Origin of the sequence: Microtetraspora malaysiensis, from assembly GCF_050947145.1 — a bacterium.
GTDB classification, from domain to species: Bacteria; Actinomycetota; Actinomycetes; order Streptosporangiales; family Streptosporangiaceae; genus Microtetraspora_A; species Microtetraspora_A malaysiensis.
In genome coordinates this window covers 1319897-1339437 of the sequence record NZ_CP191998.1, presented here as the reverse complement: position 1 = coordinate 1339437, position 19541 = coordinate 1319897, and the positions used below count along the sequence as shown (strand labels likewise).

Below are 19541 nucleotides of genomic sequence, written 5' to 3'. Positions count from 1 at the left end.
TCAGGCCTCCTTGAAGGGGAACCCGAGGTGCTTCAGCAGCGCCCGGCCCTGGTCGTCGTTCGTTGCGGTGGTCACGACCGTGATGTCCATGCCCCGCTGCCGGTCGACCTTGTCCTGGTCGACCTCGTGGAACATGACCTGCTCGGTGAGCCCGAAGGTGTAGTTACCGTTGCCGTCGAACTGCTTCGGCGAGAGGCCGCGGAAGTCCCGGATACGCGGGAGCGCCAGCGACAGCAGCCGGTCGAGGAACTCCCACATGCGGTCGCCGCGCAGCGTCACGTGGGCGCCGATCGGCATCCCCTCACGCAGCTTGAACTGCGCGATGGACTTGCGGGCGCGGGCCACGGCGGGCTTCTGACCGGTGATCACGGTGAGGTCGCGGACGGCGCCCTCGATCAGCTTGGAGTCACGAGCGGCCTCGCCGACACCCATGTTCACCTTGATCTTGGTGATCGTGGGCACCAGCATGATGTTCTCGATGCCGAAGTCCTCACGCAGCTTCGCGATGATCTCCTCGCGGTAGCGCTGCTTGAGACGCGGGATCGTGCGCTCTTCAGTCGTGGCGGTCATCAGTTGTCCTCACCCGTCTTGTCGGCCTTCTCGTCGGCCTTCTTCTCGGGCTTCTCGTCATCCTTGAGCTTCTTGACGTTGCTCACGTGGATGGGAGCCTCCATGGTCTGCACGCCGCCTTCCTTGGCGCCACGCGGGCCCTGGTGGGTCACCTTGGAGTGCTTCTTGACCAGGTTCACGCCTTCGACCACCACGCGGTCCTCGCGCGGGAGGGCGGCGATGATGCGGCCCTTGGCACCCTTGTCCTTGCCGGCGATGACCTGGACGAGGTCACCCTTCTTCACATGCAGCTTCGGCATTTACAACACCTCCGGAGCGAGCGAGATGATGCGCATGAACTTCTTGTCACGCAGCTCACGGCCGACGGGGCCGAAGATACGCGTGCCCCGGGGGTCACCGCTGTCCTTGATGATGACTGCGGCGTTCTCGTCGAAGCGGATGTAGGAGCCATCGGGGCGGCGGCGCTCCTTGACGGTGCGCACCACGACAGCCTTGACAACGTCGCCCTTCTTCACGCCGCCGCCGGGGATGGCGTCCTTCACCGTCGCAACGATGATGTCGCCGATGCCCGCGTAGCGCCGGCCCGAGCCGCCGAGCACGCGGATGCAGAGGATCTCCTTGGCACCCGTGTTGTCGGCGACCTTGAGTCGCGACTCCTGCTGGATCACGTCAACTCCTGTTTGTCGCGCCGGTTCTCACCTGGGAGGTGAGCCTGGCGGAACCTGATGTGGTCTTGTTCCCCCGGCGACAGCCGTCCGGTCGAGTCCACCTCGCCGCGCACCGCGCCGTACGACATACGCCGTCCGGCCGTGCCCGCCTCGGTCGCCCCTCCGGCGCACCGCCGCCGCAGGCGGACCGGGCCCGTCTGGGCCCGACCCCTTGGACACCGTCATGGGGGGCGGTCTCCCACCCCCCACGAGGCGCGCTCTGTGCGGGTGGTCCGGGGGCCTACCCGGCCGGTACGGCTTTCGCCGACCGCCCGGGGACAGACCCGCCGTCCCTACCCTGGCTTACTTGGCCTTCTCGAGGATCTCCACGACCCGCCAGCGCTTGCTGGCGGACAGCGGCCGGGTCTCCATCAGGAGAACGCGGTCGCCGACGCCGCAGGAGTTCTGCTCGTCGTGAGCCTTGTACTTCGTCGTACGGCGAATGATCTTGCCGTACAGCGGGTGCTTGACGCGGTCCTCGACGGCGACGACAACGGTCTTGTCCATCTTGTCGCTCACCACGAGACCCTCACGGGCCTTGCGGTAGTTCCGCGCCGACTTCTCGGTTGTCTCAGCTGCCTCAGCCATCGCTCGACTCCTTCTCGACCGTGACGATTCCGAGCTCGCGCTCGCGCATCACGGTGTAGATACGGGCGATCTCGCGGCGGACGGCCCGCAGCCGCCCGTGGCTCTCCAACTGTCCGGTCGCCGCCTGGAAGCGGAGGTTGAACAGCTCCTCCTTGGCTTCCTTCAGCTTCTGGACCAGAACATCCTGGTCCTCCACACGCAGCTCACCGGCGGTCAGGCCCTTAGCCATCACGCCTCACCCACTTCACGCTTAACGAACCGGCACTTCATGGGGAGCTTGTGCATCGCGCGCCGCATGGCCTCACGGGCCACCGGCTCGGCTACACCCGAGAGCTCGAACATGACGCGACCGGGCTTGACATTGGCGATCCACCACTCCGGCGAACCCTTACCGGAACCCATGCGGGTCTCGGCCGGCTTCTTGGTGAGGGGACGGTCCGGGTAGATGTTGATCCACACCTTGCCGCCACGGCGGATGTGCCGGGTCATGGCGATACGAGCCGACTCGATCTGGCGGTTGGTCACGTAGGAGTGCTCAAGCGCCTGGATGCCGAACTCGCCGAACACGACCCTGGTGCCGCCCTTGGCGGCGCCGCTGCGGTCGGGCCGGTGCTGCTTACGGTGCTTGACCCTGCGCGGGATCAGCATGGTCAGCTCCCTTCAGCACCCGGCTGCTCCGCCGGGCCGGTCTCAGGGGCGGCCTGTGCGGCAGCCTCGGTTCTGGGGGCGCGGTCGCCACGACCACCGGCGCCACGACGCGGACGGTCGCCGCCGCCACGACGCGGACGGTCACCGGCGCCACCACGACGATCGTCGCGCTCACGGCGCTGGCCCGCACGGGCACCGGCCGCGGCGGCCTCGCGCTCGGCGCGGCTGGTCGGGGCCTCACCCTTGTAGATCCACACCTTCACGCCGATGCGGCCGAAGGTGGTGCGGGCCTCGTAGAAGCCGTAGTCGATGTCGGCGCGGAGCGTGTGCAGGGGCACGCGGCCCTCGCGGTAGAACTCCGAGCGGGACATCTCAGCGCCGCCCAGACGACCGGAGCACTGCACCCGGATGCCCTTGGCGCCGCTCTTCATGGCGGACTGCATGGCCTTACGCATGGCCCGGCGGAACGAGACGCGGCTGGAGAGCTGCTCGGCCACGCCCTGCGCGACGAGCTGCGCGTCGATCTCGGGGTTCTTCACCTCGAGGATGTTCAGCTGGACCTGCTTCTTGGTCAGCTTCTCCAGGTCGCCGCGAATGCGGTCGGCCTCAGCGCCGCGGCGGCCGATGACGATGCCCGGCCGGGCGGTGTGGATGTCGACCTGAACGCGGTCCGTGGTGCGCTCGATCTCGACCTTGGAGATACCGGCCCGCTCCATGCCCTTCTGCAGCATGCGACGGATCGCCACGTCCTCGGCAACGTACGACTTGTAGAGCTTGTCGGCGTACCACCGGCTCTTGAAGTCGGTCGTGATGCCGAGGCGGAACCCGTGCGGGTTAACCTTCTGGCCCACTAGCGGGTCCTTCCCTTCGGCTCGCGGGACTCCACAATCACGGTGATGTGGCTGGTCCGCTTGTTGATCCGATAGGCACGACCCTGGGCACGCGGCCGGAACCGCTTCAGCGTCGGTCCCTCGTCGACCCACGCGCGGCTCACGACGAGCGTCTCACGGTCGAGCTTGAAGTTGTGCTCAGCGTTCGCGATCGCGCTCGAGAGCACCTTGTAAACGGTCTCGCTCGCCGCCTGGGGAGCGAACTGCAGCACGGCCTGCGCCTCCGAAGCGGGCAGCCCGCGAATGAGGTCCACCACACGGCGGGCCTTCCGGGGCGTGTGGCGCGCGTACCGCGCCTGTGCCCTGGCTTCCATCGCTGTCTCCTTGATGCTTGCTTGAAGGCGCTTACCGCCGGCTGCGGCGGTCTTCCTTGACGTGGCTGCGGAACGTCCGCGTGGGAGCGAACTCTCCGAGCTTGTGACCGATCATCGACTCGGTGACGAACACCGGGACGTGCTTGCGGCCGTCGTGCACGGCGATCGTGTGACCCAGCATGTCGGGCACGATCATGGAGCGCCGCGACCACGTCTTGATGACGTTCTTGGTGCCCTTCTCGTTCTGAGCGTCCACCTTCTTCTGAAGGTGGTCGTCCACGAAAGGACCCTTCTTAAGGCTACGTGGCATTTCGGCTGCTCCTACCGCTTCTTCCTCTTGCTCCGACGACGGATGATCAGCCGGTCGCTGGCCTTGTTCGCCTGTCGGGTGCGGCCCTCCGGCTTACCCTTCGGGTTCACCGGGTGACGACCGCCGGACGTCTTACCCTCACCACCACCATGCGGGTGGTCGACCGGGTTCATGGCGACACCGCGGACCGTGGGGCGCTTGCCCTTCCAACGGTTACGGCCGGCCTTACCGATGTTGATGTTGGCCTGCTCGGCGTTGCCTACCTGACCGACGCTGGCCCGGCAGCGGACGTCGACCTGGCGCATTTCACCGGACGGCATACGCAGCGTGGCGTACGCGCCCTCCTTCGCCAGCAGCTGGATCTGCGCGCCGGCGCTACGGCCGAGCTTCGCGCCACCGCCCGGACGGAGCTCCACCGCGTGGATGAAGGTACCCGTCGGGATGTTGCGCAGGGGCAGGCAGTTGCCCGGCTTGATGTCGGCGCCAGGGCCGTTCTCGATGCGGTCACCCTGCTTGAGACCGGTCGGCGCGAGGATGTAGCGCTTCTCGCCGTCGGCGTAGTGGAGCAGCGCGATCCGGGAGGTCCGGTTCGGGTCGTACTCGATGTGCGCGACCTTGGCCGGGATCCCGTCCTTGTCGTGCCGGCGGAAGTCGATGATCCGGTAGGCGCGCTTGTGTCCGCCGCCCTGGTGCCGGGCGGTGACCCGGCCGTGGACGTTACGGCCGCCCTTGCTGTGCAGGGGAGCAAGCAGCGACTTCTCGGGCGTGCTGCGCGTGATCTCGGCGAAGTCCGAGACGCTCGCGCCGCGGCGACCCGGGGTCGTCGGCTTGTACTTACGGATGCCCATCTTTTTCGTTCATCCTTCGTCGGTTCATACCGGTCGGAGTCCGCCTCACGGCGGTCCCCCCGGTGCTAACTACGTGGGTCGGGTGCCCGGTGCCGAACCTCAATCGGTACGGCAGGGCACCCTTCCCTTACGCGGCGGACCCTCAGCCGATCTGGCCGAAGATGTCGATCCGCTGACCCTCAGCCAGGCTCACAATCGCGCGCTTGGTGGTGGGGCGCTGACCGAATCCCGTCCGGGTCCGCTTGCGCTTGCCCTGGCGGTTGATCGTGTTAACGCTGGTGACCTTGACGCCGAAGATCTGCTCGACGGCGATCTTCACCTGCGTCTTGTTGGCACCCTTGCGCACCAGGAACGTGTACTTGTTGTGCTCATCGATCAGGCCGTAGCTCTTCTCAGAGACGATCGGCTTGAGGATGATGTCGCGCGGGTCGGCGATCTTCTCCATCAGACCTCTTCCTTCCCGCTGTTCGCGAGCCGCGCCACGACCTGGTCGTAGGCCTCCTGAGTGAAGACCACGTCGTCGAAGCACAGAACGTCGTAGGTGTTCAGCTGCCCGGCGTCCAGCAGGTGGACCTCGGGCGCGTTGCGCAGGCTGAGCCAGGTCAGCTCGTCGTTCTCGTCGACGACGACGAGGACGCTGCGAGCCTGCGTGATCTTGCGGAGCGACTCGAGAGCGGCCTTGGTCTTGGGCGTCTCGCCCGTGACCAGCGTGCTCACGACGTGCACACGGCCGCCGATCGCCCGGTCGGAGAGGGCGCCACGGAGCGCGGCGGCCTTCATCTTCTTGGGCGTCCGCTGGTCGTAGGACCGCGGCTGCGGGCCGTGGACGACGCCACCGCCGGCGAACTGGGGAGCACGGGTCGAGCCCTGGCGGGCGCGGCCGGTGCCCTTCTGGCGATACGGCTTCTTGCCGCCACCCCTGACGTCGCCACGGGTCTTGGTCGCGTGGGTGCCCTGCCGGCGAGCGGCGAGCTGGGCGACGACGACCTGGTGGATCAGCGGGATGTTGACCTTGGCGCCGAAGATCTCCTCCGGCAGGTCGACGGTGCCCGTCTTGGCACCGCTGGCGTCGAGGACGTCAATGCTCGTCACTTCGCAGCCCCCTTCTTGGCAGCGGTGCGAATCAAGACCAGGCTGCCATTGGCGCCGGGAATCGCACCCTTGATCAGGATGAGGTTCTTCTCGGCGTCCACGGCGTGGACCTTCAGGCTCTGGATGGTGGTACGGGCGTTACCCGAACGACCAGCCATGCGCAGGCCCTTGAAGACGCGGCCCGGGGTGGCGCAGCCGCCGATGGAGCCCGGAGAGCGGTGCTTGCGCTGCGTACCGTGCGAGGCGCCCAGACCACCGAAGCCGTGGCGCTTCATGACACCGGTGAAGCCCTTGCCCTTGCTCTTGCCCGTCACGTCGACGTGCTGTCCGGCCTCGAACGCGTCCGCGAGGACCTCCTGGCCGACCGTGTACTCGGACGAGTCCTCGGTGCGAACCTCGACGAAGTACCGGCGCGGCGTGATGTCGTGCTTGCGCAGGTAGTCGCCCAGCGGCTTGTTGACCTTGCGCGGGTCGATCTGGCCGTAACCGAGCTGGATGGCGGAGTAGCCGTCCTTCTCCGGCGTGCGTACCCGGGTCACCACGCACGGACCGGCCTCGACCACGGTGACCGGGACGATCCGGTTCGCCTCATCGAAGACCTGGGTCATGCCGAGCTTCTTGCCCAGGACGCCCTTGATCTGCTTAGCCATGTCAGTGCGTTCCCTCAGAGCTTGATCGAGATGTCAACGCCGGCAGGGAGGTCGAGACGCATGAGCGAGTCGACGGTCTTCGGCGTCGGGTCGATGATGTCAATCAGCCGCTTGTGCGTGCGCATCTCAAAGTGCTCGCGGCTGTCCTTGTACTTGTGCGGCGACCGAATGACGCAGTACACGTTCTTCTCGGTCGGCAGCGGCACCGGGCCAGCGACCTTGGCGCCGGTCCGCGTCACCGTCTCGACGATCTTCTTGGCCGAGCTGTCGATGACCTCGTGGTCATACGCCTTAAGCCGGATGCGGATCTTCTGTCCCGCCATAATGGCCTCGGTGTCCTTCGCTGTCGTCCTATTAAGCTTCGTACGGCCTACTGCCGCTGGTAGTCCCACGTAACAGACAGTCCGGAGCAGGTCCGTTCTTCCGTGATCCGGCAGTCGTTTCGGTCACATTCCGTCCGAAACGGCTGCGAGATCACGGTCAGGTCTCCCGTGGGGTGAGGAGCCGGAGGGCTCCCCTCGTGGATCGGCGGTCAGGCCCTGATGCGGGCCCGACCGCCGCCCCGCGATCGTACTACTTGATGATCTTCGTCACGCGGCCGGCGCCGACGGTGCGGCCACCCTCGCGGATCGCGAACTTGAGGCCGTCCTCCATCGCGATCGGCTGGATGAGCTGGACGGACATCTCGGTGTTGTCACCGGGCATGACCATCTCAGTGCCCTCCGGCAGGTTCACGACACCGGTCACGTCAGTGGTCCGGAAGTAGAACTGCGGACGGTAGTTGTTGAAGAACGGCGTGTGGCGGCCGCCCTCGTCCTTGGACAGGATGTAGACCTGAGCCTCGAACTCGGTGTGCGGGGTCGTGGTGCCCGGCTTGATGATGCACTGGCCGCGCTCGACGTCCTCACGCTTGATGCCGCGCAGGAGCAGACCGACGTTGTCACCGGCCTGGCCCTCGTCGAGCAGCTTGCGGAACATCTCGACACCGGTGACGGTGGTCGTGGTGCTCTTCTCGCGGATGCCGATGATGTCGACGGTCTCGTTGACCTTGACGATGCCGCGCTCGATACGGCCGGTGACGACGGTGCCGCGACCGGTGATCGAGAACACGTCCTCGATCGGCATCAGGAACGGCTTGTCGGTGTCACGGGTCGGCTCGGGAACGTTGTCGTCCACGGCGGTCATGAGCTCGACGATCGCGTCGCCCCACTTCTCGTCGCCCTCGAGCGCCTTCAGCGCCGAGACGCGAACGACCGGCAGGTCGTCGCCCGGGAACTCCTGGGCGGAGAGCAGCTCGCGGACCTCGAGCTCGACGAGCTCCAGGATCTCCTCGTCGTCGACCATGTCAGCCTTGTTCAGGGCGACAACGATGTAGGGAACGCCAACCTGGCGAGCCAGGAGGACGTGCTCCTTGGTCTGCGGCATCGGGCCGTCGGTGGCGGCGACCACGAGGATCGCGCCGTCCATCTGCGCCGCACCGGTGATCATGTTCTTCACGTAGTCGGCGTGACCGGGGCAGTCCACGTGAGCGTAGTGGCGCTTCTCAGTCTGGTACTCGACGTGAGCGATGGAGATGGTGATCCCGCGGGCCTTCTCCTCGGGCGCCTTGTCGATCTTGTCGAACGGGGTCGCCTCGTTGATGTGCGGGAAACGGTCGTGAAGCACCTTGGTAATCGCCGCGGTCAGAGTGGTCTTGCCGTGGTCGATGTGCCCAATGGTGCCGATGTTCACGTGCGGCTTGGTCCGCTCGAACTTGGCCTTGGCCACTGGTCTGTCTCCTTAGAGATTCTGACTTGACTTTCGTCTTCTAACTCAGGTTCCGTACGACGGGGCGTGACGAGCACGCCCCGCGTACGCGGGCGAGGTGCGTTACTCGCCCCGAACCTTCGCGACGATCTCCTTGGCGATGCCCGGAGGCACCTCCGCGTAGGAGTCGAACTGCATGCTGTACACGGCCCGGCCCTGGGTCTTGCTGCGCAGGTCACCCACGTAACCGAACATCTCCGACAGCGGGACGAGGGCCTGAATGACCTTGGCCCCGGTCCGGTCTTCCATCGCCTGGATCTGTCCGCGACGACCGTTGAGGTCACCGATGACGTCACCCATGTAGTCCTCGGGCGTGGTGACCTCAACGGCCATCATCGGCTCGAGGATTACGGCGTCAGCCTTACGAGCGGCCTCCTTGAAGGCCATCGAACCGGCAATCTTGAAAGCCATTTCGGACGAGTCGACCTCGTGGTACGCACCGTCCTGCAGCGTGACCTTCACACCGACCATCGGGTAGCCGGCGAGCACGCCGAACTCGGCGGCCTCCTGGGCGCCCGCGTCGACCGACGGGATGTACTCCCGCGGGATGCGGCCACCGGTGACCTTGTTCTGGAACTCGTAACCGTCGTTGCCGTCGCCCAGCGGCTCCAGGTCGATGATGACGCGCGCGAACTGGCCGGAACCACCGGTCTGCTTCTTGTGCGTGTACTCGACCTTCTGCACCTTGCGGCGGATGGTCTCGCGGTAGGCGACCTGCGGACGACCGACGTTCGCCTCGACCTTGAACTCGCGGCGCATACGGTCGACGAGGATCTCCAGGTGAAGCTCGCCCATGCCCCAGATGACCGTCTGCCCGGTCTCCTCGTCGCGACGAACCTGGAAGGACGGGTCCTCCTCGGCCAGCCGCTGGATGGCGGTGCTGAGCTTCTCCTGGTCGCCCTTGGTCTTGGGCTCGATGGCGACGTTGATGACCGGCGCCGGGAAGTTCATCGACTCCAGGACGACCGGGTTCGCCACGTCACTGAGCGTGTCACCGGTGGTGGTGTCCTTGAGGCCCATGACGGCGACGATCTGACCGGCCGCCGCGGACGAGCGCTCCTCGCGCTTGTTCGCGTGCATCTGGTAGATCTTGCCGATCCGCTCCTTCTTGCCCTTGGTCGAGTTGACGACCCCGGTGCCGGTCTCGAGCTTGCCCGAGTAGATGCGGATGTAGGTGAGCTTGCCCAGGTGCTGGTCGCTCATGATCTTGAAGGCCAGCGCGGCGAACGGCTCGTCCACGTCCGCGTGCCGCTCGATGATCTCGTCCTCATTGCCGACCGCGTGGCCCTGGAAGGCCGGAATGTCGGTCGGCGCCGGCAGGTAGGCGACGATCGCGTCGAGCAGGGGCTGCACGCCCTTGTTCTTGAACGCGGTGCCGCACAGGACCGGGTTGAGCGCGCCGCTCAGCGTGGCGCGGCGGATCGCAGCGACGAGCTCCTCCTCGGAGGGCTCGACACCCTCGAGGAACTTCTCCATCAGCTCGTCGTCGTTCTCCGCGACGGTCTCGACGAGCTTGTCGCGCCACTCGCGAGCCGCGTCGGCGTGGTCGGCCGGGATGTCGACGACGTCGTACATCTCGCCCTTGGCCGTCTCGGCGCTCCAGAGCAGGCCCTTCATCTTCACGAGGTCGATGACGCCCTTGAAGTCGGCCTCAACGCCCCACGGAAGCTGGACGGCGAGCGGCGTCGCACCGAGGCGCGACACGATCATGTCGAGGCACCGGTGGAACTCGGCACCGACCCGGTCCATCTTGTTCACGAAGCAGATGCGGGGCACGTCGTACCGGTCGGCCTGCCGCCAAACGGTCTCGGACTGCGGCTCGACGCCGGCGACGGCGTCGAAGACGGCTACGGCACCGTCGAGGACACGCAGTGAGCGCTCCACCTCGACGGTGAAGTCCACGTGACCGGGCGTGTCGATGATGTTGATCGTGTGATCAAGCCAGCTACAGGTCGTCGCGGCAGACGTGATCGTGATGCCGCGCTCCTGCTCCTGCTCCATCCAGTCCATCGTGGCGGCACCCTCGTGGGTTTCGCCAATCTTGTAATTGATGCCGGTGTAGAACAGGATGCGCTCAGTCGTGGTGGTCTTGCCCGCATCGATGTGGGCCATGATCCCGATGTTGCGGACCCTGGCCAGTTCAAGAGCGGTCGTGGTGGCCACTGCTTTGCGTCCTTAACTCGTCGTTGGTGCCGACTACCAGCGGTAGTGGGCGAAAGCCTTGTTGGACTCGGCCATCTTGTGCGTGTCCTCGCGCCGCTTCACGCTGGCACCAAGGCCGTTGCTGGCGTCGAGGAGCTCGTTCATGAGCCGCTCGGTCATGGTCTTCTCACGCCGGGCCCGGGAGTACTGGACGAGCCAGCGGAGAGCCAGGGTGGTGCTGCGCGCGGCGCGCACCTCGACCGGGACCTGGTAGGTGGCGCCACCGACGCGGCGGCTGCGGACCTCCAGGGTGGGCTTGACGTTGTCGAGCGCACGCTTGAGCGTGACGACCGGGTCGTTGCCGGTCTTCTCCCGGCAGCCCTCGAGGGCGCCGTAGACGATCGACTGCGCGATCGAACGCTTGCCGTCCAGGAGAACCTTGTTGATCAAGGCAGTCACCAGCGGCGAGCTGTGCACCGGGTCTGCGATCAGCTGGCGGCGGCCAGGGGAACCCTTGCGCGGCATGTCAGCTCTTCTCCTTCTTAGCGCCGTAGCGGCTGCGGGCCTGCTTGCGGTTGCGGACACCCTGGGTGTCCAGCGAGCCGCGGATGATCTTGTAGCGAACACCCGGCAGGTCCTTCACACGACCGCCACGCACGAGCACGATGGAGTGCTCCTGAAGGTTGTGACCCACACCCGGGATGTAAGCCGTGACCTCGATGCCGTTGGTGAGCCGAACACGGGCCACCTTACGCAGCGCCGAGTTGGGCTTCTTGGGGGTCGTGGTGTAAACGCGGGTGCAAACGCCGCGCCGCTGAGGGCTCCCCTTGAGGGCAGGCGTCTTGGTCTTAGTGACCTTGTCCTGCCGGCCCTTGCGGACCAACTGCTGAATCGTGGGCACCGCGTCTCCGTTTCGTGCCTAGCCGGTGATACGTGAACCCCGGATCAGATCACCGCCCCGGCACGATCGCGGCCCGCTGACGCGAACCCCTCACTGCCCGGATCGGCACCCATTCCAGGTTGTGCTTTCGCAGGTACTGCCGGTGTCATGACCTGCTGGTTTTGGAACCCCTTCGACCCCCGCGCTCGGGCGTGTCGCGCACTCGTCGCACCACACCCGGTCGGACCCGGTCGATCTGGAGGAGTCCTGCGGCGCTCGCGCCCACCCCCGGCATCGGGGACGACTCTTCAAGCACACGCATGCGAGCCCATGAACCATGGGCACGAAGGAAAAGACTACCCAGCCCCTCGCAACACGTCAAAACGGATGCGGGTGGTGGTTCGTGATTCGTGTCATGGTCCGCGTGACCCACTCTGCCGCAGGTCACTACAAGCTCGGAGCGATTATACCTGAACGACGCGCCCTTCCGTGCAATTCCACCGATGCGGGGGGCCGGTCGGCCACGCGTGTCCGACAGACCCCCGCCGCCCCGCTTGTACGGCCCCGTACGCGGAAGCGCCCGGCATCTGGGCTTCCAGATGCCGGGCGCTTCCGTCGCCTGACTAGCGGCCGTACTGGCCGAAGTCGTATTCCTCCAGCGGCACGGCCTCGCCGCTGCCGGTGCCGAAGGTGTACTCCGCGGCGGAGCCGTCGTAGCCACCGACCGTGTACATCGCGGCCTTGGCCTCCTCGGTCGGCTCGACCCGGATGTTGCGGTACTGGGGCATACCCGTACCGGCCGGGATGAGCTTACCGATGATGACGTTCTCCTTGAGGCCGAGCAGCGAGTCCGACTTGGCGTGGATCGCCGCGTCGGTGAGGACCCGCGTCGTCTCCTGGAAGGACGCCGCCGACAGCCAGGACTCGGTCGCCAGCGAGGCCTTCGTGATACCCATCAGGACCGGACGGCCGGAGGCCGGCTGGCCGCCCTCTGCCACGGTCTGACGGTTCATCTGCTCGAAGCGCGGCCGCTCGACGAGCTCACCGGGCAGCAGCTCGGTGTCACCCGACTCCAGCACGTTCACGCGCTTGAGCATCTGCCGGACGATGACCTCGATGTGCTTGTCGTGGATCGACACACCCTGCGAGCGGTACACCTGCTGGACCTCGTCCACCAGGTGGAGCTGCACGGCGCGCGGGCCGAGGATGCGCAGCACCTCGTTCGGGTTGCGCGCACCCGCGATCAGCAGCTGGCCGACCTCGACACGCTGTCCCTCGGAGACCAGCAGCCGCGACCGCATCGACACCGGGTAGGCGATCTCCTCGGAGCCGTCGTCCGGAGTGATGACGATCTTGCGGGTCTTGTCGGTCTCGTCGATCCTGACCCGGCCGGTGACCTCGCTGATCGGGGCCACACCCTTGGGGATGCGGGCCTCGAATAGCTCCTGGACACGCGGCAGACCGTGGGTGATGTCGGCGCCCGCCACACCACCGGTGTGGAAGGTCCGCATCGTGAGCTGGGTGCCCGGCTCACCGATCGACTGGGCGGCGATGATGCCGACGGCCTCGCCGACGTCGACCAGCTTGCCGGTGGCCAGCGAACGGCCGTAGCAGGTGGCGCAGACGCCGATCTTGGCCTCGCACACCAGCGTGCTGCGGGTCCGGACCGTCTCCACGCCCGCCGCGACGAGCGCGGTGACCGCGGCGTCGTTGATGTCCACACCGGCCGACGCGATGAGCTTGCCGTCCACCTCGACGTCCTCGGCCAGGATGCGGCCGTGCACGTTGCTCTCGGCGTTCTCGGCCTTGACCAGGTTGCCCTGGGCGTCCCGCTCGCCGACGTGCAGCGGGACCGCGCGGTCGGTGCCGCAGTCGATCTCGCGGACGATGACGTCCTGGGCGACGTCGACCAGACGACGGGTCAGGTAACCCGAGTCAGCGGTCCGCAGCGCGGTGTCCGCCAGACCCTTCCGCTGGCCGTGGGTGGAGATGAAGTACTCCAGCACCGACAGGCCCTCGCGGAAGGAGGACTTGATCGGCCGCGGGATCGTCTCACCCTTGGTGTTGGACACCAGACCGCGGATGCCCGCGATCTGCCGGACCTGCATCTTGTTACCGCGGGCGCCGGAGTTGACCATCATCCAGACCGGGTTCGTCGCCGGGAACGCGTTGACCATGTCGGTCTCGACGTCCGCAGTGGCGTGGGTCCAGATCTCGATGAGCTCCTGACGGCGCTCCTCGTCCGTGATCAGACCGCGGTCGTACTCACGCTGGACCTTGTCCGCGCGCTTCTCGTACGACTCCATGATCGCGGCCTTGTTCGGCGGGGCGACGACGTCCTCGATCGAGATGGTGACACCGGCGCGCGTGGCCCAGTAGAAGCCCGCGTCCTTCAGCGCGTCCAGCGCCTGCGCGACCTCGACCTTCGGGTACCGCTCGGCCAGCTCGTTGACGATGGCAGAAAGCTGCTTCTTGCCGACCTGGTAGTTCACGAAGGGGTAGTTGCCGGGCAGGGTCTGGTTGAACAGAGCCCGACCGAGCGTGGTCTCCAGCCGGATCGGCTGACCGGCCTCCCAGCCCTCCGGAGCCTCCCAGCCGCGCGGCGGCGGGACGTCCTTGAGCCGCACCTGGATCTTGGCCTGCGGGTCCAGCTCGCGACGGTCGAACGCCATGAGCGCCTCCGCCACGGTGGCGAACACGCGACCCTCGCCCAGGGCGCCGTCCTTCTGGGTGGTCAGCCAGTACAGACCGATGACCATGTCCTGGGTGGGCATCGTCACCGGCTTGCCGTCGGCCGGCTTGAGGATGTTGTTCGTCGACAGCATCAGGATGCGTGCCTCGGCCTGAGCCTCGGCCGACAGCGGCAGGTGCACGGCCATCTGGTCACCGTCGAAGTCCGCGTTGAACGCGGTGCAGACGAGCGGGTGGATCTGGATGGCCTTGCCCTCGACGAGCTGCGGCTCGAAGGCCTGGATGCCCAGGCGGTGCAGCGTCGGCGCACGGTTGAGCAGCACCGGGTGCTCGGTGATGACCTCTTCGAGCACGTCCCACACGACCGGGCGGGCGCGCTCGACCATGCGCTTGGCCGACTTGATGTTCTGCGCGTGGTTCAGGTCGACCAGACGCTTCATCACGAACGGCTTGAACAGCTCCAGCGCCATCTGCTTGGGCAGGCCGCACTGGTGCAGCTTGAGCTGCGGGCCGACGACGATGACCGAACGGCCGGAGTAGTCGACACGCTTGCCCAGCAGGTTCTGACGGAAGCGTCCCTGCTTACCCTTCAGCATGTCGCTGAGGGACTTCAGCGGACGGTTGCCCGGACCCGTGACCGGACGGCCGCGGCGGCCGTTGTCGAACAGCGCGTCGACGGCCTCCTGGAGCATCCGCTTCTCGTTGTTCACGATGATCTCGGGCGCGCCGAGGTCGAGCAGACGCTTGAGGCGGTTGTTCCGGTTGATGACCCGGCGGTACAGGTCGTTCAGGTCGGAGGTCGCGAACCGGCCACCGTCGAGCTGCACCATCGGGCGCAGGTCCGGCGGGATGACCGGGATGCAGTCCAGGACCATGCCACTCGGCGAGTTCCGCGTGTTGAGGAACGCCGCGACGACCTTGAGCCGCTTGAGGGCGCGAGCCTTCTTCTGGCCCTTGCCGCTGCGGATGGTCTCGCGCAGGTTCTCGGCCTCGGCATCCAGGTCGAAGCTGTTCAGCCGCTCCTGGATCGCCTGCGCGCCCATGCCGCCACGGAAGTACCGGCCGAACCGGTCGCGCATCTCGCGGTAGAGCAGCTCGTCGCCCTCCAGGTCCTGGACCTTGAGGTTCTTGAACCGGCTCCACACCTCGTCGAGGCGGTCCAGCTCACGCTGGGCGCGGTCGCGGAGCTGCCGCATCTCGCGGTCGGCTCCCTCACGCACCTTGCGCCGCGCGTCCCCCTTGGCACCGGCGGCCTCGAGCTCGGCCAGGTCGGCCTCGAGCTTCTTCTGCCTGGCCTCGATGTCCGCGTCACGGCGCTGCTCGACGTGCTGCCGCTCGACGGAGATCTTCGCCTCCAGCGACGGCAGGTCGCGGTCGCGCATCTCCTTGTCGACGTGCGTGATCATGTACGCCGCGAAGTAGATGACCTTCTCGAGGTCCTTCGGCGCCAGGTCCAGCAGGTAGCCCAGGCGCGAAGGAACACCCTTGAAGTACCAGATGTGCGTGACCGGAGCGGCCAGCTCGATGTGGCCCATCCGCTCACGGCGCACCTTGGCCCGGGTCACCTCGACGCCGCAGCGCTCACAGATGATGCCCTTGAACCGGACGCGCTTGTACTTACCGCAGTAGCACTCCCAGTCCCGGGTCGGGCCGAAGATCTTCTCGCAGAAGAGCCCGTCCTTTTCCGGCTTGAGCGTCCGGTAGTTGATCGTCTCTGGCTTCTTCACCTCGCCGTGCGACCACTGACGAATGTCGTCAGCCGTCGCAAGGCCGATCCGCAGTTCGTCGAAGAAGTTGACGTCTAGCACTTTTGATCCCCTCAGCTTCTAGATCAGACCTCTTCGACACTGCTCGGCTCACGCCGGGACAGGTCGATGCCGAGTTCTTCAGCGGCACGGAAGACGTCCTCGTCGGTGTCCCGCATCTCGATGGACATGCCATCGCTCGACAGGACCTCGACGTTGAGGCAGAGCGACTGCATTTCCTTGATGAGGACCTTGAACGACTCGGGGATGCCCGGCTCGGGGATGTTCTCGCCCTTGACGATGGCCTCGTAGACCTTCACGCGGCCGAGAACGTCGTCCGACTTGATCGTCAGCAGCTCCTGCAGCGCGTACGCGGCGCCATAGGCCTCGAGGGCCCACACCTCCATCTCACCGAAGCGCTGGCCACCGAACTGGGCCTTACCGCCGAGCGGCTGCTGGGTGATCATGGAGTACGGACCGGTCGAACGCGCGTGGATCTTGTCGTCGACCAGGTGGAGCAGCTTCAGGATGTAGATGTAGCCGACCGAGATCGGGTGCGGGAACGGCTCGCCGGAACGGCCGTCGAACAGCCGCGCCTTGCCGTTCTCGCCGACCATGCGCGAACCGTCCCTGTTGGCCAGGGTGTTGTTCAGCAGGCCGACGATCTCCTCCTCGTGGGCACCGTCGAACACCGGGGTGGCCACGTTGGTGCGCGGCTCGACCTTGCCGAGCCCCTTCTCACGCAGGCGCTCCGCCCAGGCCTCCTCGACGCCGGAGACGTCCCACCCTCGGGCCGCGATCCAGCCGAGGTGGGTCTCCAGCACCTGGCCGACGTTCATTCGTCCCGGAACGCCCAGCGGGTTCAGGACGATGTCGACCGGCGTGCCGTCCTCGAGGAACGGCATGTCCTCCACGGGGAGGATCTTGGAGATGACACCCTTGTTGCCGTGACGGCCGGCGAGCTTGTCGCCGTCGGTGATCTTACGCTTCTGGGCCACGTACACGCGGACCAGCTCGTTCACGCCGGGCGGAAGCTCGTCGCCCTCCTCGCGGCTGAACACGCGGACGCCGATGACCTTGCCGGACTCGCCGTGCGGCACCTTCAGGGATGTGTCGCGGACCTCGCGCGCCTTCTCACCGAAGATCGCGCGCAGCAGCCGCTCCTCCGGGGTCAGCTCGGTCTCACCCTTGGGAGTGACCTTGCCGACGAGGATGTCACCGGTCGTGACCTCGGCGCCGATGCGGATGATGCCGCGCTCGTCGAGGTCGGCGAGGACCTCCTCGGAGACGTTCGGGATGTCCCGGGTGATCTCCTCGGGGCCGAGCTTGGTGTCACGGGCGTCGACCTCGTGCTCCTCGATGTGGATCGAGGAGAGCACGTCGTCCTGCACCAGGCGCTGGGACAGGATGATCGCGTCCTCGTAGTTGTGACCCTCCCACGGCATGAACGCGACGAGCAGGTTCTTGCCGAGCGCCATCTCACCGGTGTCGGTGCAGGGACCGTCGGCGACGACCTGGCCGGCCTCGACCCGGTCGCCCTCGTGCACGATCGGCTTCTGGTTGAAGCAGGTGCCCTGGTTGGAACGCTTGAACTTCGCGACACGGTAAGTGGTGCGCGTGCCGTCGTCGTTCATCACGGTGACGTAGTCGGCGGAGACCTCCTCGACCACACCGGGCTTCTCGGCGCTGATGACGTCACCGGCGTCCGTGGCGGCGCGGTACTCCATGCCCGTGCCGACCAGCGGGGCCTCGCTCTTGAGCAGGGGCACCGACTGGCGCTGCATGTTCGAGCCCATGAGCGCGCGGTTGGCGTCGTCGTGCTCGAGGAACGGGATCATGGCGGTCGCGACCGACACCATCTGGCGCGGCGAGACGTCCATGTAGTCGACCTCGGACGGGTGGACGGCCTCGAACTCGCCGCCCTTCCGGCGGGCGAGCACGCGGTTGTCAGCGAAGGAGCCGTCGGCGTTCAGGGCCGTGTTGGCCTGGGCGACGACGTGCCGGTCCTCCACGTCCGCGGTCAGGTAGTCGATCTCGTCGGTGACCCGGCCGTCGGTGACCCGGCGGTACGGCGTCTCCACGAAACCGAAGGAGTTGACCCGGCCGAAGGACGACAGCGAGCCGATCAGACCGATGTTCGGGCCTTCCGGCGTCTCGATCGGGCACATACGGCCGTAATGGGACGGGTGCACGTCACGGACCTCGAAGCCGGCCCGCTCACGGGACAGACCGCCCGGACCCAGGGCCGAGAGACGACGCTTGTGCGTCAGACCGGCCAGCGGGTTCGTCTGGTCCATGAACTGGGACAGCTGGGAGGTGCCGAAGAACTCCTTGATCGACGCCACGACCGGGCGGATGTTGATCAGGGTCTGCGGCGTGATCGCCTCGACGTCCTGGGTCGTCATGCGCTCACGGACGACGCGCTCCATGCGGGCCAGGCCCAGGCGGACCTGGTTCTGGATGAGCTCGCCCACCGTGCGCAGACGGCGGTTGCCGAAGTGGTCGATGTCGTCCGTCTCGACGATCACCGAGCCGTCGGGACCCATGGTCTCCTCGCCGGCGTGCAGGCGCACGATGTACTCGATCGTGGAGACGATGTCCTCGTCGGTCAGCGTGCCCTGGGTGATGTCGGCGTCGACACCGAGCTTCTTGTTAATCTTGTAACGCCCGACCTTCGCAAGGTCGTAACGCTTGGGATTGAAGTACAGGTTCTCCAGCAGCGTCTGCGCGGACTCCTTGGTCGGAGGCTCGCCCGGACGCAGCTTGCGGTAGATGTCGAGCAGAGCATCGTCCTGGCCGGACGTGTGGTCCTTCTCCAGGGTCGCCCGCATCGACTCGTACTGGCCGAAACGCTCCAGAATCTGCTCGCTCGTCCAGCCGAGTGCCTTGAGCAGCACCGTGACGGGCTGCTTGCGCTTGCGGTCGATGCGAACGCCGACGCTGTCACGCTTGTCGATCTCGAACTCGAGCCAGGCGCCGCGGGAAGGGATCACCTTGCAGCCGAACAGGTCCTTGTCGGAGGTCTTGTCGACCGAACGGTCGAAGTAGACACCCGGGGACCGAACCAGCTGGGAGACCACGACACGCTCGGTGCCGTTGATGATGAAAGTGCCCTTCGAGGTCATGAGCGGGAAGTCGCCCATGAACACCGTCTGGCTCTTGATCTCACCGGTGGTGTTATTGATGAACTCCGCCGTGACGAACATCGGGGCGGAGTAGGTCATGTCCTTGTCTTTGCACTCGTCGACCGAGTACTTGGGCGGCTCGAACCGATGGTCGCGGAACGACAGGGACATGGTTCCGGAGAAGTCCTCGATCGGACTGATCTCCTCGAAGATCTCTTCGAGACCAGACTGGGCCGGAACGTCCTTGCGCCCGGCCTGGCGAGCCGCCTCGACCCGACCCTTCCACTTCTCGTTGCCGAGCAGCCAGTCAAACGACTCGGTCTGCAGGGCGAGAAGGTCGGGAACTTCGAGTGGCTCCTCGATACGTGCGAACGACACGGTACGGGGACCGGCGGGTACGGCGGAGGCGTTGCGCGAGGCTGCCAACAGATGTCCTTCCGAGGGCTCGCGGACTGACTACACGCACGCCAGACGACCATGCAACAGAGTTACTCAGAGAAGCGGGTCGTCAAAGGGCAGCGCAAAGGGGCAGTGT

At 66.4% G+C, this 19541-nt stretch carries 20 protein-coding genes; all 20 read right to left on the bottom strand.

Annotation, left to right across the window (positions count from 1 at the left end; genetic code table 11):
- The 20 genes from rplE to rpoB all read right to left on the bottom strand — a co-directional run bounded on the left by rplE (nt 1) and on the right by rpoB (nt 19432).
- Nucleotides 1-570: a 50S ribosomal protein L5 gene (gene rplE, locus ACQP1V_RS06780; RefSeq protein WP_067130045.1), complete on the bottom strand. Its 570-nt coding sequence runs from the start codon at nt 568-570 to the stop codon at nt 1-3.
- Nucleotides 570-860, bottom strand: a complete 291-nt coding sequence (rplX, locus tag ACQP1V_RS06775; protein ID WP_245658205.1) for a 50S ribosomal protein L24 — start codon at nt 858-860, stop codon at nt 570-572. Before rplX ends, rplE begins: the two co-directional genes overlap by 1 nt.
- A gap of 9 nt (nt 861-869) precedes the next feature.
- Nucleotides 870-1238, bottom strand: coding sequence for a 50S ribosomal protein L14 (gene rplN / locus ACQP1V_RS06770; RefSeq protein ID WP_055482781.1), 369 nt, complete (start codon nt 1236-1238; stop codon nt 870-872).
- 342 nt (nt 1239-1580) lie between these two features.
- Complete coding sequence (gene rpsQ / locus ACQP1V_RS06765; protein ID WP_433419918.1) at nt 1581-1865, bottom strand: 30S ribosomal protein S17; 285 nt, start codon at nt 1863-1865, stop codon at nt 1581-1583.
- Nucleotides 1858-2094: a 50S ribosomal protein L29 gene (rpmC, locus tag ACQP1V_RS06760; RefSeq protein WP_061253673.1), complete on the bottom strand. Its 237-nt coding sequence runs from the start codon at nt 2092-2094 to the stop codon at nt 1858-1860. Before rpmC ends, rpsQ begins: the two co-directional genes overlap by 8 nt.
- On the bottom strand, nt 2094-2513 hold the full coding sequence (rplP, locus tag ACQP1V_RS06755; RefSeq protein WP_067130055.1) for a 50S ribosomal protein L16: 420 nt from the start codon (nt 2511-2513) through the stop codon (nt 2094-2096). The genes rpmC and rplP overlap by 1 nt, the downstream gene beginning before the upstream one ends.
- A 2-nt stretch (nt 2514-2515) precedes the next feature.
- Complete coding sequence (gene rpsC / locus ACQP1V_RS06750) at nt 2516-3364, bottom strand: 30S ribosomal protein S3 (RefSeq protein ID WP_066933634.1); 849 nt, start codon at nt 3362-3364, stop codon at nt 2516-2518.
- Nucleotides 3364-3717 (bottom strand): 50S ribosomal protein L22, encoded by a 354-nt coding sequence (gene rplV / locus ACQP1V_RS06745; protein WP_067130058.1) that lies wholly within the window; start codon nt 3715-3717, stop codon nt 3364-3366. The genes rpsC and rplV overlap by 1 nt, the downstream gene beginning before the upstream one ends.
- A 31-nt stretch (nt 3718-3748) precedes the next feature.
- Nucleotides 3749-4027, bottom strand: a complete 279-nt coding sequence (gene rpsS / locus ACQP1V_RS06740) for a 30S ribosomal protein S19 (RefSeq protein WP_030451498.1) — start codon at nt 4025-4027, stop codon at nt 3749-3751.
- An 11-nt stretch (nt 4028-4038) separates the two neighbouring features.
- The gene (gene rplB / locus ACQP1V_RS06735; protein WP_066933640.1) at nt 4039-4875 is read right to left on the bottom strand and encodes a 50S ribosomal protein L2; all 837 of its coding nucleotides are present in this window, start codon (nt 4873-4875) and stop codon (nt 4039-4041) included.
- A gap of 142 nt (nt 4876-5017) precedes the next feature.
- Nucleotides 5018-5320, bottom strand: coding sequence for a 50S ribosomal protein L23 (gene rplW, locus ACQP1V_RS06730; protein ID WP_067130061.1), 303 nt, complete (start codon nt 5318-5320; stop codon nt 5018-5020).
- On the bottom strand, nt 5320-5967 hold the full coding sequence (rplD, locus tag ACQP1V_RS06725) for a 50S ribosomal protein L4 (protein WP_433419915.1): 648 nt from the start codon (nt 5965-5967) through the stop codon (nt 5320-5322). Before rplD ends, rplW begins: the two co-directional genes overlap by 1 nt.
- A complete protein-coding gene (gene rplC / locus ACQP1V_RS06720; protein ID WP_067130068.1) occupies nt 5964-6617 on the bottom strand; it encodes a 50S ribosomal protein L3 in 654 nt (217 codons plus the stop codon). Before rplC ends, rplD begins: the two co-directional genes overlap by 4 nt.
- 14 nt (nt 6618-6631) lie before the next feature.
- Nucleotides 6632-6940 (bottom strand): 30S ribosomal protein S10, encoded by a 309-nt coding sequence (rpsJ, locus tag ACQP1V_RS06715; protein ID WP_012887830.1) that lies wholly within the window; start codon nt 6938-6940, stop codon nt 6632-6634.
- A gap of 250 nt (nt 6941-7190) precedes the next feature.
- Nucleotides 7191-8384, bottom strand: a complete 1194-nt coding sequence (tuf, locus tag ACQP1V_RS06710) for an elongation factor Tu (RefSeq protein WP_067130071.1) — start codon at nt 8382-8384, stop codon at nt 7191-7193.
- A gap of 102 nt (nt 8385-8486) precedes the next feature.
- The gene (gene fusA, locus ACQP1V_RS06705; protein ID WP_433425771.1) at nt 8487-10535 is read right to left on the bottom strand and encodes an elongation factor G; all 2049 of its coding nucleotides are present in this window, start codon (nt 10533-10535) and stop codon (nt 8487-8489) included.
- 84 nt (nt 10536-10619) lie between these two features.
- Nucleotides 10620-11090 carry a 30S ribosomal protein S7 gene (rpsG, locus tag ACQP1V_RS06700; protein ID WP_067130074.1) on the bottom strand — a complete coding sequence of 157 codons (471 nt, stop codon included), beginning with the start codon at nt 11088-11090 and terminating at the stop codon, nt 10620-10622.
- Between the two features lies 1 nt (nt 11091).
- Nucleotides 11092-11466: a 30S ribosomal protein S12 gene (rpsL, locus tag ACQP1V_RS06695; protein WP_067130077.1), complete on the bottom strand. Its 375-nt coding sequence runs from the start codon at nt 11464-11466 to the stop codon at nt 11092-11094.
- A 602-nt stretch (nt 11467-12068) separates the two neighbouring features.
- The gene (locus ACQP1V_RS06690) at nt 12069-15944 is read right to left on the bottom strand and encodes a DNA-directed RNA polymerase subunit beta' (protein WP_433419912.1); all 3876 of its coding nucleotides are present in this window, start codon (nt 15942-15944) and stop codon (nt 12069-12071) included.
- A 23-nt stretch (nt 15945-15967) separates the two neighbouring features.
- The gene (gene rpoB, locus ACQP1V_RS06685; protein ID WP_433419909.1) at nt 15968-19432 is read right to left on the bottom strand and encodes a DNA-directed RNA polymerase subunit beta; all 3465 of its coding nucleotides are present in this window, start codon (nt 19430-19432) and stop codon (nt 15968-15970) included.
- Nucleotides 19433-19541: the final 109 nt, after the last annotated feature.